The sequence below is a fragment of the Leptospira inadai serovar Lyme str. 10 genome (genome assembly GCF_000243675.2).
Taxonomy (GTDB): Bacteria; Spirochaetota; Leptospiria; order Leptospirales; family Leptospiraceae; genus Leptospira_B; species Leptospira_B inadai.
The window spans coordinates 275,626-289,817 of record NZ_AHMM02000025.1; the positions used below are offsets into that span (position 1 = coordinate 275,626).

The following is a 14,192-nucleotide window of genomic DNA, read 5'->3' on the forward strand; positions in this document are numbered from 1 at the left end:
TCCGTGCTCCTATTTAAGCGTCTTAATAAATTCGGTGATATCACGAATCTGCTCGTCGTTTACCCGCCCTTGGAAGGAAGGCATCGCAGGAGGATAGCCTGCTACGATTTTGGCAGTCGGAACTAAGATGGATTGCTTAATATAATCATCATTGCCTGTCGTAGAGGAACCATCGGCAAAATCTCGCTTATTTCCGTAGAGTCCCTTAAAGGTAGGGCCTACAATACGAGAGCCATCGAGAGAGTGGCAACTATTACAGCCTAACTCGGTATACAAGGCCTTACCCTTATCTGCAGGATTCGCGTTTCCAGCGTTCGACGCAGCGGCCTTTTGTTGATCAACCCATGCAGCGTATTGTTCAGAATCCACGACTCGAATCAAAGCCATCATATTCGAGTGAGATGTTCCGCAGTATTCGGTACAGAAGACCGTAAAATCTCCTTTCTCGATCGGAGTGAAGGTAAACGTAGTCCTACGACCAGGAACCGCGTCGATCTTATTCCGGAAAGCAGGAACATAGAAGCTGTGAAGCACGTCATCGGAAGTAAGAATGAATCGAATGACCTTACCGACAGGAACGACAACGACACCGGGTTTCAAAAGATTAGAATTTGCGATTTCGGGGTTTAACTTGTCTGAAGTGGGACTATTGATCTTAAATCCGTCTTTGTACTGGAAAGCCCAAGCCCATTGGCGAGCGGTGACGTGAACTTCTACGTCGCCCTTGACTCCAATTTTACGCAAATCGTCGAAAACCACCCATCCCCAGCCGAAGATTACCATCATAATCACGAACGGAATGAAGGACCATAGAAACTCCGCTAAAGTGTTATGAGTGATATAAGCACTTTTTTGAGTGTCCGAAAGTCTTCTGTACCGAATGATAAAGATTGTCATTCCTCCGATGAGGATGACGAAGGAAATCAAGCCGGAAATGAGTAGAAACGCGTAGAGATAATCCACACCTGCCGCTTCAGCAGAGGCCGGAACCGGCATAAAGCTCGTGGCCGTAATAAAATGGTACCAGTTCATCGGATCGAAATCACTCCTTCCTTATGTGTTGATAGTCGAGTTTTGTTTCTTCCAAAATAGGAATAAGAACGCTGCGAGGACGATCATAGTTATGAAAGCGCCGATTCGCATGATATTGTAAGCGTATAATGTATACCTATTTTTGGATGGATCAAATTGGAAGCAAAAAAGGGCGATTCGATCGCTCAAATCACCGATTTTACCGTTGCTAGCTTCTACAAGAGATAAACGTAGAGTTCTTTCATCGAAAGAAATTCCTTTTAAATAACGAGAAATCTTACCGTCGGGAGTAATGATGTAGGCAACGGATTCATGCACCCACTGATCTGTTTCCGGATTCCATTTATAGGAAAAGCCTAAACTAGAAGCCAGAGCCTTGATTTCAGGATCTTTTCCGGTTAAGAAACTCCAGCCAGTTCCGTCGCCGCGGCCGTAATCTTTTACGTAAGCCGCTTTTTTCGGTTTCGCTATTTCAGGCTTTTCTTTCGGATCGAAACTTACGGCCACATATTTGAATTCTTTCCCGACTTGCCAATTCAGCTGCTTTAGAACGTCGGAAATTCCGTTTAAATGAAAATTACAGAGTGTGGGGCAACGATAGTAAATGAGAGTTAAAAGAAGAGGTTTTCCATCCTCCAGATAATTTCCTATCTTGACTTCTTTTCCCTCTTCGTTAACGAAAACAAGATTCTTATCGATCGAATCACCGAGTTTCTCGACGACCCCAACTCCTTGCAACTCCGGCGGAACCACATGGGGGGCAATCTGTTTTTCCGTATCAAACGAAAGAACGACGGAAAAAGGGATAGCTACGGCCAAGATCGCCGTTAAGCGAAATAAATATTTTGGAACAAATCGGGAATGCAAGTCGGAAAGCCCGCGAAAGCCTTTTCCTTCCTTACTTCGCTTGGGTAGCAGCCGAAGACGGTGCGACATGATTGTAATCTTTCACGCCTTGATGCATGAATGAAAGATAAACGAAGTATAGAACATTTGCGGCTAACACCACAATAAAAGTCCAAAATCCAGCTTTGTTATAATGGTCGTTCTGGCTCATTGAGGAACAACTCCTAGTTGGTAAAGAGGAAAACGAATCACGCTTCCTCAGGAAGCGGAATCACCAACCAGTGTCAAAGGGTGCGGTTTTTTTTGGAAGCGTTTTTGTTTTGGAGAAATATCTTCACAGCTTCCTGACATGCGTTGCTGGATGAAACAACCGTTTAGCAATGGAAGAAGTGAAACTTCGAACAAAAGAATGAATTTTGAAATTTCCTTTCTTAAAGTTATGAAAAAGGCCGGTACCGATTTTGGGCGACTCCGGATTTTTCTCGAAATAATTCCCTTATCCTTCACCGCATTCTGCATGAGATTCAGTCTCAGAGAAGAATCAGAAAGTAAGTCCCAAATATCTTGCCCCCATATGTGCCGCATTGAGTATGGTAATCGAAGGCGACCACAACCGGGAAATTCCTAAATGGCAAATTCGAGCTCTTCGCAAATTCGCAAATTCACCCTCTTTTTAATCATCTATTCGGTGCTGATTTTTCTGAATTTACTATACGGCCCTCTAGTGCGAGCCACGGACTCCGGCCTAGCCTGTCCGGACTGGCCACTTTGCTTCGGCAAAGTATTCCCGGATTTCGATTTCGGGATTTTTATGGAAGTCGGGCACCGGTATTATTCCATGATCTTAGGATTCATACTGATCGGCGGAACGGTTTGGACCGCGACTTCTCAGGAACTACGGCGTCCTTTTCTGAAATTTTTCATTCTAGGCCTGCTCTTGATCGCATCCCAAGCGAACTTAGGTAGGTTGACGGTGACCTTATTATTAGATCCGATTTCGGTAAATCTCCACCTTTTGAATGCGATTTTATTTTTACTCTGCATCGTTACGGCGAATTTAAAGGCATTGGAAATCGAGAAGGACGGACCTTCCGACGAATTTATTTCCGTTAAAAGTTTATTCAAAAAAGAACAGATCGTAATCTTCATCGGCCTCTTACTCGTATTCCTTCAAATTATTTTGGGCGGGAGAGTCAGCTCTCATTATGCGGGCTTGGCCTGTCCCGAATTCCCTACTTGTAACGGAGAATGGATTCCTAGCGTGTATGAAGAAAAAACCGCCATCCAGGTCCAACATCGTTTCGGAGCTTATTTGGTTCTACTCTTCGTCCTTGTAATCAATCTTTACGGAACCTTGAAAGACTTTTCGCCGAAGGTGAAGAAGTATATCAGACTTTCCGTTGCGCTGGTTCTATTTCAATTCCTATTAGGCATTCTTAATGTACTGTATAAACTGCCGAAACTGGTCACCGCGACTCACACCGGTGTTGCAGTCCTTTTGCTTTCCGCACTCTATGCGGTGTGGATCCTTCGTGCAAGGGAATTGACAAAGGAACAGGTTTCCTAACGTTATGAATCACTTTTTTTCCGACTGGAACCTGATGATTAAACCAAGAGTATCGTCCTTGGTTTTAGCGACTGCCGTTCCGGGTTTATATTTAGGCGCCCAAACGCCGCCGACCGCTTTACTGGTTTTTATGACATTATTCGGAACGTTTCTAATGTCTTCGGCGTCTTTCATCTTCAATCAAGTCATCGAAAAGGATCGCGACGCGAAAATGAAACGGACCGCAAATCGACCCATCCCGACCGGAAGAATCAGTTCTTTGACCGCGGTAACGGTAGGATTCATAATGATGGGACTTTCGTTCACCGTCCTTTACTACTATGCAAATTTGTTAACCGCTCTCTGCGCATTTTCCGCATTAATCGCGTATGTTTTTTTATACACAATACTTTTGAAACCGAGAACGCATCAAAATATCGTGATAGGCGGAGTCGCAGGTTGCGTCGGCCCGCTTATCGGATATGCCGCGGTCAGCAATTCATTACCGTTACCTTCCTGGATTCTATTCTTAATGATCTTTCTTTGGACGCCGGTACATTTTTGGGCCTTGGCCATTTTTCTAAAAGAGGATTATAGTGACGCAAACTTTCCGATGCTTCCGGTCGTAAAAGGCGTAAAAGAAACCGTAAGGTCGATCCTATTTTATACGGTTCTTTACATCGGTTCGGTTATCGCGTTCTATTGGGCCGAACCGAGTATGGGCGTCCTGTACATGGCCTCCGCAATTTTTCTCAGTGCGGCGATACTTTATCTTTCCATTAAGCTCTTTTTGAATCCGGAACCGAAATTCGCTAGAGGATTTTTCTTTTTTAGCATCGTACACCTCTTCTTGGTTAATATCATAATTTTAGTGGACCACGCAATTACCTGATTGCGAATTTTCTCGCGTCGTTTTTCGGAAATTTCCTCCCAATCTTCTAAACCTTTCTTGCGGATATCTTTGGTAATAATTTATTGAACTAGTTCTAAACAGGCTTTCCTGCTTAGTTTCCGATTGACATTCGAAATTTCGGCGGGTATGTTTCCCTCCCGGAGCCACCGTTATATGCGTCTTTCAAACGAAGAAACATCCATCCTGAAGTCGTCTAAATTTTTGCTCTTTGCATTATTCTATTTTAGCGCCGCATTTTCGGCAGCGGCGCAAGAAAGGGAAATTTCATTCGATTCGGAACTTTACGCCCAGCTAGTCCGACAGAGCAACGTTCAGTTTTCGAATCTGATCAAATCTAAGACGGTATTACCCGATTACAAAGATTGGAAAAAATCGATCGATTCCGCATTTGCCAGATTATCTCAAAATTCGGGAAATCCTCCCTTTCCGATAATTTACAAAATCGTTAAAGATTCCTCCTTTAACGCGTTTGCCATGGCCGGCGGCCAATTTTGCATTCATTCGGGCGCTTTGGATTCTTTGGATCAGATCATTTCGCAACGAGAAGCGAACGCCGCGAGTAACCTCGATTTCCATCGGGAAAGATATATTGCCGGGGTGCTCTCCCACGAATTATCACATTTTTATAATAAACATGTCTTAAATAGCGTAAAAAAATTCTATGCTTTGAAGAACGAAGAAGCCGGGAAGGCCTTTCTCGAAAACACTAAATTTTCTCAAGAGCAGGAACTTGACGCGGATCAAACCGGTTTATTTTTATTGGATAGGGCCGGCTACGGTGGAGAGTATATGTTGGTCACTCTCCAGGCGTTGAATGAAGTCGAGCAATCGTACAAGGATTCATTAGCGGCGTCTAAAGCGGATAAAACTAGAACCGAATTAGTAGGATCCTACTATTTTTCCAGCCATCCTTCTCCGAACGAACGCCTGTCCCGTTTAAATACGGATAAGAAGGATTTATATTCCTTTCTGGCGACAATGGAGAGAACTTTCGACGATATCCAGTTAGGCAAAAATCTAGATCAATCCAGAATTAGTTTGGAGGAAGCGATTAAGCGCTATCCTGAGAACATTTATTTAAGTAAGGCATTGGCGATTTGCCTGCATAAAATTTGGATGGCCACGGTTTCAACCGAAGAGCTCAAAGTCAAACCCGTGATCGATATGCCTTCCTTTCGGGACAGTATGATTTTTCCCCAAGAAAAGAAACAACGTTCCGTTTTTAGAACCGTGCCCGGTAACGAAGCGGCTTACAATAAGGCTTTAGAATATTATAAATCAATAATTATACAAGTAGACGATCCTTATTTTCTATCCAATTACGCCGTTTTACTTTCCTATTCGGCCGACGACAAAGATTTGGATGTGGCGGTAAATATCGCGACGAAAGCGTTTCAGTCAGAGGGGACCGTCCCGCTAGCCAATAATTTGGGAGTCGTGCTATTCTGGACCAACCGTAAGGAGGAAGCGCGGGAACTTTTTAATCGACTGGCAATTTCGATAGATCAAAAGATTAATAATCTTTTAGCTCAAAGTTCCAAGAATCCCCAAGTTGCGGAATACCTAAAGACGATCGTCAATTCGACGGCTCAGAAACAGCGGGTCGATCCCGATTATATTTATGAAAATTTCACTCCTATTCTGAATATCGCGCTTATGGAATCATATGCTAGCCAAGATGCCAAATCCAAAAATTTGGCAAGCTACTATCTGAATAATTACGATTCGACTTCCGGCTGGGCAAAGGTATTGGCTAAAATTCAGAGCATCGAATTGCCCCCACAGACAAAGGATTCCAAAATGACCTTGAAAGTCGGAGGAGTCGGCCCGGGCGATAAATTAGAGGATCTTTTGAAAAATTGGGGGAAACCGAAACGGATCCAGACGGACAAATCCAGCGGTATGGAATATTTCATCTACGATACTAAAGACACTGCGTTCGTTCTAGATATGGGGCAGGTAGTTCAGGTCAAAGTTCTTGGGCAATCCAGTCCCGGCTTGGGCAATGGAGTCACGGTAGGCGCAACGAAACCGACGGTGGAAAAATTCCTTGGATCTAAATATAAGAAACAAGGCGAATTTCACGATTATTATGAAAATGGGGATACTTTCGTTAAATACAATAAAAAAGGAAAAATAGAAGTATTGATTATTCAGTAAGATTTCGTAATGAATCGTGGAGGATTTATGAAACGGCTTATTTTAATAGGCGGATTGTTTTTGACGCTACCCGTATTTTCCGGAGAAATTTATGTAACGGATGGCCATCTGCAATCTCCCGACTTAAAGGTATATTTTACCAAATCCAAATCGGACGCGGATATCGTAGTTTATGTAACTAAACATAGGTATGATGCTAAGGGTAAGGATGAAATTTGGTACTATACGAAGCACTCATCGGATGCGAATGCGAAAGTGTCCGTCACCTCGAGTAAATCGAGCGCTGATTTGATCGCCTATATCACTAAATATAAAACCGATGCCGGATGGAAAAAATCCAACCGATATCGAGGCAGATTGAATTAGCCTTTCTCTCGATAATTAAGGCCCTCTATGAGGAAAAATCGGGGAGATCGACTCCTTCAGATCTTACAACGAACCAAACTTCCGTCCTTTCTAAAGAAGACATGCAATTCCATTCCTTTCTCGGGAGCATTCGCATGGTAGTCGGAAACGCATTCTCCGGACTTGGGTGAAAACGGATCCTCCGGAAGCCTATCCTCGGTACACCATTCTCGTTCCTTCTCGGAAGTGTAAAATCTCCAATCCCAAGGAACTAAGGGTTGGATTCCGGCGTCTAAAAATATATTTCGGGAAAGTTCCTTCGGTTGGTAAGGACTTCCTCCCCCGTGAGTTCCTACGAAAATATCCATCCGATCTCCGCGAATATACGCGGGAGAACCTGTGTCGTTAATGCAAAAGAAACCGTCGTGAAATTTTCCATTGGACATACGAATTCGTTTCTCTCTGATTTTCGGAATCAAGGCAAGACTTCCGATCACTTTGGATTTATTACAGTTAGGAATTCGATTTCCGATTTTTGCACATAAGTCCTTAAAACTCACGGCTAGGGTTCGGTATGGAAATACCTGAAAACCGTGTCCTGCACCCCAACCCCATTCTAAATCGTAAGTCTCGTATCTCCCATCCCCTGCAAAATGATATTTGGTCCCATCCGTCGCGATACCGCTCCCTTCCCAACGGACTTGCTCCAAAAAAGAGGCCGAGGCCTTCCCGATTTCTTTTCCCGATGGGGAAATGACGGAAACAATCGTCCCGGGGTACGCTTCTTCCAGCGCTAGATGATAATAGGTGGGATAATATCGCCCTAAATTCATCGGAGATAAATTTGCGATCTCTTTCAGATCCGCGCCGGATAATAGAAATTCCAGCGATTTAGGGGAATGATCCTTTTTTGTTTCCATGGGTTGAAACCCGGATTTGTACGTCAGAAATTTGAGATTATTCCTGGGAAACAGGCATTGTTTGTCGGCATTTCGAACGGAAGCATATTCTTCTCTGGTAAGCGAGGAATCGACGATGACCGCTTCCCCATGAAAAAGACGAGTTAAAGATTGTGTAATCGGGTTGGTGCATTCGCAGCCGGAACTAGAGCGCAAACAGAGTACTTTTGCATACTGAGTCGAAGGTTGGGCAAATAAAGATGAGATCGAGATGAGGAAGAAATTTAGGAAGAGCATTGCCAGAATCCCGTCCCTACGAAGCGTAGGGAACGGGATTAGGGTTTTACTCGAGGAAGGCAACTTACGGGTTGCCTTCTCCTTCCCCTGAATTGCCTGAATTTCCCCAAGGAAAAAGAGAACCTTGGTTCGGTGCCGGAGTAGTTTCCGGTGCAGGTGCGGGAGCGGCAGGACGAGGAGAGGTCGTCGGCTTCTTAGCTGCGACTTTCTTTTTTGCCACCTTCTTGACTGCTTTCTTGACGACCTTCTTTTTCGGGGCTTTAACGAGCTTTTTCTTTGCTACTTTCTTTTTAGCCGCTTTCTTCTTTGGGGCGGCCTTTTTCTTTGCTTTCTTCTTAGCTACCATGGGAGATACTCCTTGTATCGCTGGAAATCCTTCCGTAATTCCACTAACAAATTTCCACTCCTATGACCTCGACCAAAAAGAGTAAAACCTTTTTTGCTTTTCAATTGTTAAAGCATGCTAAACGGTTCGCGAATCTTTAATACAACCTCTAGTTTGTGCCTAGGGAAAAGTTTAAATGACTAAGACTTTGCTCCGGAGTACGAATTCGGCGCCTCACAATAAAGGCTTTCACAAACCCTTTTCCTTTAACTTCTATACTTCCGCGCTCCGCCAACTCGAAATCGGACCGGATAGCTTCCGCAGTCGATTCCGTAACCTGAATTTCACCGGCTATCCCATGCGATTCCATACGACTGGCTAGATTTACCGCGTCACCCCAGATATCATAAATAAACTTTTTCGTTCCTATAACGCCGGCGACGACCGGTCCCGTATTGATCCCGATCCTCATGCTTAACCCGGTGCCGAGCTTCTTTAACTTAAATCGAGATAGAAGAGCTTTCATATCCCAGGCCATATGGGCTACAAGTAGAGGATGGTCCTTATCCGGAATGGGCAAGCCTCCTACGGCCATGTACGCGTCACCGATCGTCTTAATTTTCTCCAATCGGTATTTCTCGGCAAGGATATCGAAATGAGAAAAAATTTGATTTAGAAGTTTAACGACGAATTCCGGCTTCATACTCGAAGAAAGCTGCGTAAATCCGACGATATCCGCGAATAAGATCGAAACATTAGGATAACTGTCGGCGATCAAGCCGGCATTTTGCTTCAATTCGGCTGCGATCGAAGGGGGAAGTACGTTTAATAACAACTTCTCGGCTCGATCCTGTTCGAAACTGACTCTTTCGTAGGCTTCTAAAATTTCTTGCCTCGCTTTTTCATTTTCCGCCAGGGTATTCCGAACTTTACCCAGAACGAGATTGTATCTCTCGGCGATTTGTCCCACCTCCGTAAACGGCTCTACCGGAACGTCTTTTGCCAAGTCCCCCGTTTTTCTCTGGTAATCCATCGCCAAAAAGAGATCGATGAGCTCGGTGGTAGCCTTATGTTCCGATACGTTCAATCCCATTCGCTCTTCATCACCGTCTACTCTCAGAGTATAAAACCGATTTAAAAGGCGGAAAACCAAATACGCGACTCCGAATGAGAAGGCTCCGACTAAAAGGATACCCAAGGACTGGATTGCTAAGAGTGAAAGCCTCCCCGTTTCGTATTGCATGATCGAGAGATTTCCAAAAATCCCGGCAGCCAAGGTTCCCCAAATACCGCCGACCAAATGCACGGGAACAGCTCCGACAGCGTCGTCGATCTTCAATTTTTCTAGAAGAAATTCGGACGGATATACCAGGAGACCGGCGATCGTCCCTACAATCGCCGATTGAATCGGGGTGAGACAGTCCGCGCCGGCGGTAATCGCGACCAACCCGATCAAAGACCCGTTAAGAGGCGCGGTGGCTTCCGGAAAACCTTTGAGTAGCCAAGCGGCGAGCATGGCGACCATCATCGAAAAGCCGGAGGCTACAACCGTGTTTAAAATAATTCCCGGAACCTTCTCGTTAAACGAAAGCGTACTCCCTCCGTTGAATCCCATCCATCCGAACCAAAGAAGAATCCCTCCTAGCATCGCCATGGGTAGATTACTTCCCGTAACTTGCTGTGGTTTGGCATCCTTAGGAAATCGTCCGATTCTCGGACCTACAACCAATAATAATGCGAGCGAAACCCATCCCCCCACGCTATGCACCAACGTTGATCCCGCAAAATCATGAAATCCGAGAAGCGAAAGCCAACCGTTCTTTTCTTCTAAAGATCCTCCGCCCCAACACCAATGATTTACGATCGGGTAGATGATTCCCGAAATGAGAGCCGTCGCTAGCATGTACGAACTAAATTTTAAGCGCTCGGCGACCGCGCCGGAGACAATGGTCGCCGAAGTGCCGCAAAATACTAGCTGGAAAATGAAAAATGTCGAACCCCAGGCCTGTCCTTCCGAAAAATCCGGAAAAAATCGAGATGTGCCCGATAATCCGTACCAAGATGTCCCGAACATCAGGCCAAAGCCGAAGGAGTAAAAAAGAAGAGTGGCTACTCCAAAATCGGCTACATTTTTTATCGCAACATTGATGGAATTCTTAGCCCTCGTTAAGCCGGATTCTAGAACTAAAAACCCGCCTTGCATGATGAGGACAAGCCCCGAGCAGACCAAAATCCATAAAATATCCAGCAAACTTTTATCGGTCGGCATCTTGGGCTCCTCTTCTCACTAAACGAATCTTTGATTTCTAATTCACATAATGTCGCGTTTATCGGAATACCCTGGAATTCCTTTACCTTGCAAGCTCGAAAGGAAGGTCTTATTTTTTTCGAAATCGGGAGAGGATCGTTTTTGATACTTAGGCGATAGAAAGGCCGAACCTATAAACGATCTAATACCTGTGATTTCAATTTACTTTTCAAAAATCAACTCGTATACCGAACGTCTTTTTTTTCGAACGTAACGTCCGTTCTACAAACTCTGTCCCTCAGCGCCTAAAGCAGCCATTTATAAGATGAAAAAAGCCTTTCCCTCTCGAAAGCCTGTTTTAAACAGGGATTATACTTAAAATAACCTAGACGTTGGTATAATTTCATGAGGGAAATCAAAACCGTAACCGTCCTCGGCGCAAACGGAACTATGGGCGCCGGATCCGCCGCGATCGTGGCCGCCTTTGGAAAGGCTAAGGTCCATATGCTGGCTCGGGACGTTAACAAAGCTAAAGAAGGAATCGAGAAAGCGGTAGCTTCGGTCAAAACGGATACAATTCGCCCACGCTTAATCCCCGGTTCTTACGACCAAGATTTAGAAAAGGCCGTAGCCGAATCGGATTGGGTGTTCGAATTGGTCGCAGAAAGCTACGAAGTAAAAGAACCTATCAATAAGAGAATAGCAAAAGCTCGGAGACCGGGAACGATCGTGTCCACAGTTTCTTCGGGACTTTCGATCGCCCGTTTAGCCGACGCTTTCGACGAAGACGGAAAGAAACATTATTACGGAACCCACTTCTTCAATCCGCCTTACAAAATGATTCTTTGCGAGCTTGTCACTCACAAAGGAAACGATAAGAAAGTCACCAAAAAATTGGGCGAGTATCTAGGAAAGGTTTTGGGACGCGCCGTCGTTTATACGAACGATACTCCCGCGTTTGCCGGAAACAGAATCGGATTTCAATTGATAAACGAAGTCGCTCAGAAAGCGGAAGAATATTCCGACAAAGGCGGTATCGCACTTTTAGACGCGATCATGAGCGGTTATACCGGTCGTGCAATGGCTCCTTTGGATACTGCGGACTTCGTAGGCTTAGACGTTCATAAGGCCATCGTCGATAACCTGTATGAAATGACGAAAGACGCCGCGCATTCCACGTTTAAACTTCCGGGCTATTTTCAAAAGCTTATCGATCGTGGAGATCTCGGACGTAAGTCCGGCCAAGGTCTTTTCAAGATGGCCAAAACTCCGGACGGAAAAAAAGAAAAACTCTACTACGATATTAAGGGTGATCTTTATGTGCCTGTCCCTAAATTCGATATCCCTTTCATTAAGGAAGCGAATCGCAAAATCGGAGAAGCGGACTATATCGGTGCCATGAATATCGTGAAAGAAGCCAAAGGATTGGAAGCGGACTTAGCTCGTTACTTTATCGCACGCTATATCAGCTACTCTCTCTCCATCGTAGGCGAAGTTGTGGATTCTAAAGAAATGGCCGATCTGGCGATGGGAACGGGATTCAACTGGGCTCCTGCCTCGGCCTTTGTAGATTTCTTGGGCGGACCGAAAGAAGCGATCGGTCTAATTACTAAGGCAAAACTTCCCGTTCCGGATGTTTTGGCAAAAGCGAAGGCCGGGAAACCCTTCTATGAACTGAAGGACATCCTGGATGCTCGTTCTCTTTTTAAAGGATAATCGGGGAGGAAAGATTTTATGAAGGATAACGTTTACGTACTCGGCGGGGAGCAGACGGACTTCCAACGCAACTGGACGAAAGAAGGAAAGACTTTTATGTCCATGTTTCGGGAAGCTATCCAAGACGGACTTGAGAAAGTCGGTCTAACCCCGGAAGAAATCAAAAAACTCAACAAGCAAAATCGTATCGGCGTTTTTGTCGGAAACTTCGATGCTGAGCAATATGCGACACAAGGTCACATGGGCGCATTCCTGACAGAAGTAGATCCTTGCTTTTACGGAGTTCCTAGCGCACGTTATGAAGCGGCCTGCGCTTCTGGCTCTGTCGCTCTCGATGCAGCTCAGACGAAACTTCGTTCGAAAGACTATGATGTAGCGATCGTTGTCGGCCTGGAAATCATGAAGACCGTTTCCTCTTCGGTAGGCGGAGACTTTTTGGGAACCGCGGCCTATTATGAAAAAGAAGCTCGGGGAGTTCAATTTCCCTTCCCGAAACTATTCGGAAAATTGGCCGATGTGATTCTAGAACGTTACAAGCTGGAAGAAAAACGCTTCATGGGAGCGCTCGCGGAAATTTCCAAGATCAACTACGCAAACGCAAAAAGAAATCCGAAGGCGCAAACACGCTCTTGGTTCATGAACCGGGAACATGCGGATGCAAGAGGCGGGGAATTCAATATGGCTGTCGGCGGTCGTCTCTGTATCACCGATTGTTCCCAAGTCACCGACGGGGCTGCGTTAGTCGTTCTTGCCAACAAAAACTACGCGGAAGAGTTTGCGAAGAAGAAAGGAAAAAAACTTTCCGCCTATCCTAAAATTAAAGGATGGGGGCATAGGGTTGCCCCGATTACATTCGAAGCGAAAGTTGCGGAATCTAAGGGCGAAAAATGGATTTTGCCTTGGACCCGCCAGACGGTAAAAGACGCATACAATCGGGCAGGATTAAATACGAAGGACATCGACGTATTCGAAACCCACGACTGTTTTACCTCCTCCGAGTATGCGGCAATTTCGGCTTTTGGAATCACGCAACCCGGTAAAGAGCACGAAGCCATCGAAGACGGCGTAATCGCTTTCGACGGAAAAAAACCGATTAACACCTCCGGTGGATTGATCGGAGCGGGACATCCCGTGGGAGCTTCCGGAGTTCGAATGATGCTCGACCTTTACAAGCAAGTTACCGATACTGCGGGTGATTACCAAATCGACGGCGCCAAAAACGGTTTGATGTTGAACATCGGCGGATCGGCAACCACCAATTATGTGTTCATCCTCGGAAAATAATAAATTCCGATAAAAAAGGATGGAAAAGCCCGGGTGTCCCGGGCTTTTTTATTTCAAACGAAGGGGTTTGATTGAATGGGTCTACGTAATTCTAAAGATTGGAATCGTTTTCTGCTAAGGTTCTTCGTTGCTTTCGGGTTTTGGGAAGTATTGTCGGTCCCGCTACGAACCTTGCTGTTTTCCGTATTTTATTATGATCCTTTGTTTCGATCCTTCTTTGTTCCGATCACGGAAATATTTTGGATAGGTCCGATCGTAGCCGATCTGATTCAAGTATTCTTCCTCGGCCTAATGATCACGTTTGCAAGAGCCGCCCTCCCGGTCGGAATTCTTGGCGGAATTTTAGCCGGATTCGTATTTTCCGTCGCCGCGTTCGTGGCTCCGATACTTTCCATTTTGCATCTCACAAGGGCAATTCCCACCCAAATCGCTTGGCTCTGGGTTTTTTATCAATCCGTCCTTATTTTAATGGCTAGCTTGATCTATTCGTATTCTTCCGAGGAGGAAGAGACGTATTAAACCGACTTATCCGCGGGAAAACGAAGATTCTTGCGGAGGAAATACGTCGAAAGCCGGGTCTT

12 protein-coding genes are annotated in these 14,192 nt (G+C 45.2%); 7 read left to right on the forward strand and 5 right to left on the reverse strand.

Going from position 1 to position 14,192, the window contains the following annotated elements; all coding sequences use genetic code 11:
- Positions 1 to 9: 9 nt before the first annotated feature.
- Both coxB and LEP1GSC047_RS17050 read right to left on the reverse strand, forming a co-directional pair.
- Positions 10 to 1,032 (reverse strand): cytochrome c oxidase subunit II, encoded by a 1,023-nt coding sequence (gene coxB / locus LEP1GSC047_RS17045; protein WP_010417039.1) that lies wholly within the window; start codon positions 1,030 to 1,032, stop codon positions 10 to 12.
- Between the two features lie 21 nt (positions 1,033 to 1,053).
- Positions 1,054 to 1,968 (reverse strand): SCO family protein, encoded by a 915-nt coding sequence (locus LEP1GSC047_RS17050; RefSeq protein ID WP_010417036.1) that lies wholly within the window; start codon positions 1,966 to 1,968, stop codon positions 1,054 to 1,056.
- A 538-nt stretch (positions 1,969 to 2,506) separates the two neighbouring features.
- Here LEP1GSC047_RS17050 and LEP1GSC047_RS17060 point away from each other — a divergent pair.
- The 4 genes from LEP1GSC047_RS17060 to LEP1GSC047_RS17075 all read left to right on the forward strand — a co-directional run bounded on the left by LEP1GSC047_RS17060 (position 2,507) and on the right by LEP1GSC047_RS17075 (position 6,863).
- Positions 2,507 to 3,445, forward strand: a complete 939-nt coding sequence (locus LEP1GSC047_RS17060; RefSeq protein WP_010417032.1) for a COX15/CtaA family protein — start codon at positions 2,507 to 2,509, stop codon at positions 3,443 to 3,445.
- Positions 3,446 to 3,449: 4 nt separating this feature from the next.
- Positions 3,450 to 4,316, forward strand: coding sequence for a heme o synthase (gene cyoE / locus LEP1GSC047_RS17065; RefSeq protein WP_039935440.1), 867 nt, complete (start codon positions 3,450 to 3,452; stop codon positions 4,314 to 4,316).
- Between the two features lie 201 nt (positions 4,317 to 4,517).
- Positions 4,518 to 6,497, forward strand: coding sequence for a M48 family metalloprotease (locus LEP1GSC047_RS17070; protein ID WP_039935714.1), 1,980 nt, complete (start codon positions 4,518 to 4,520; stop codon positions 6,495 to 6,497).
- A gap of 27 nt (positions 6,498 to 6,524) precedes the next feature.
- Positions 6,525 to 6,863, forward strand: a complete 339-nt coding sequence (locus LEP1GSC047_RS17075; RefSeq protein ID WP_103186175.1) for a 7(1) septoil knot domain-containing protein — start codon at positions 6,525 to 6,527, stop codon at positions 6,861 to 6,863.
- A 56-nt stretch (positions 6,864 to 6,919) separates the two neighbouring features.
- On the opposite strand, the gene LEP1GSC047_RS17080 is transcribed toward LEP1GSC047_RS17075, so the two are convergent.
- From LEP1GSC047_RS17080 to amt, 3 genes are all read right to left on the reverse strand, one after another.
- On the reverse strand, positions 6,920 to 8,101 hold the full coding sequence (locus LEP1GSC047_RS17080; protein ID WP_010417022.1) for an RlpA-like double-psi beta-barrel domain-containing protein: 1,182 nt from the start codon (positions 8,099 to 8,101) through the stop codon (positions 6,920 to 6,922).
- A gap of 1 nt (position 8,102) precedes the next feature.
- Complete coding sequence (locus LEP1GSC047_RS21730) at positions 8,103 to 8,384, reverse strand: hypothetical protein (RefSeq protein WP_010417020.1); 282 nt, start codon at positions 8,382 to 8,384, stop codon at positions 8,103 to 8,105.
- Between the two features lie 148 nt (positions 8,385 to 8,532).
- Entirely contained in the window at positions 8,533 to 10,632 is a 2,100-nt protein-coding gene (gene amt / locus LEP1GSC047_RS17090; protein WP_010417018.1) for an ammonium transporter, read from the reverse strand.
- A 384-nt stretch (positions 10,633 to 11,016) separates the two neighbouring features.
- Between amt and LEP1GSC047_RS17095 the strand changes: the two genes are divergently transcribed.
- The 3 genes from LEP1GSC047_RS17095 to LEP1GSC047_RS17105 all read left to right on the forward strand — a co-directional run bounded on the left by LEP1GSC047_RS17095 (position 11,017) and on the right by LEP1GSC047_RS17105 (position 14,130).
- Positions 11,017 to 12,327, forward strand: a complete 1,311-nt coding sequence (locus LEP1GSC047_RS17095; RefSeq protein ID WP_010417016.1) for a 3-hydroxyacyl-CoA dehydrogenase family protein — start codon at positions 11,017 to 11,019, stop codon at positions 12,325 to 12,327.
- A gap of 18 nt (positions 12,328 to 12,345) precedes the next feature.
- Positions 12,346 to 13,611, forward strand: a complete 1,266-nt coding sequence (locus tag LEP1GSC047_RS17100) for an acetyl-CoA acetyltransferase (RefSeq protein ID WP_010417014.1) — start codon at positions 12,346 to 12,348, stop codon at positions 13,609 to 13,611.
- A 75-nt stretch (positions 13,612 to 13,686) separates the two neighbouring features.
- Positions 13,687 to 14,130: a hypothetical protein gene (locus LEP1GSC047_RS17105; RefSeq protein ID WP_010417012.1), complete on the forward strand. Its 444-nt coding sequence runs from the start codon at positions 13,687 to 13,689 to the stop codon at positions 14,128 to 14,130.
- The last annotated feature ends 62 nt before the right edge of the window (positions 14,131 to 14,192 follow it).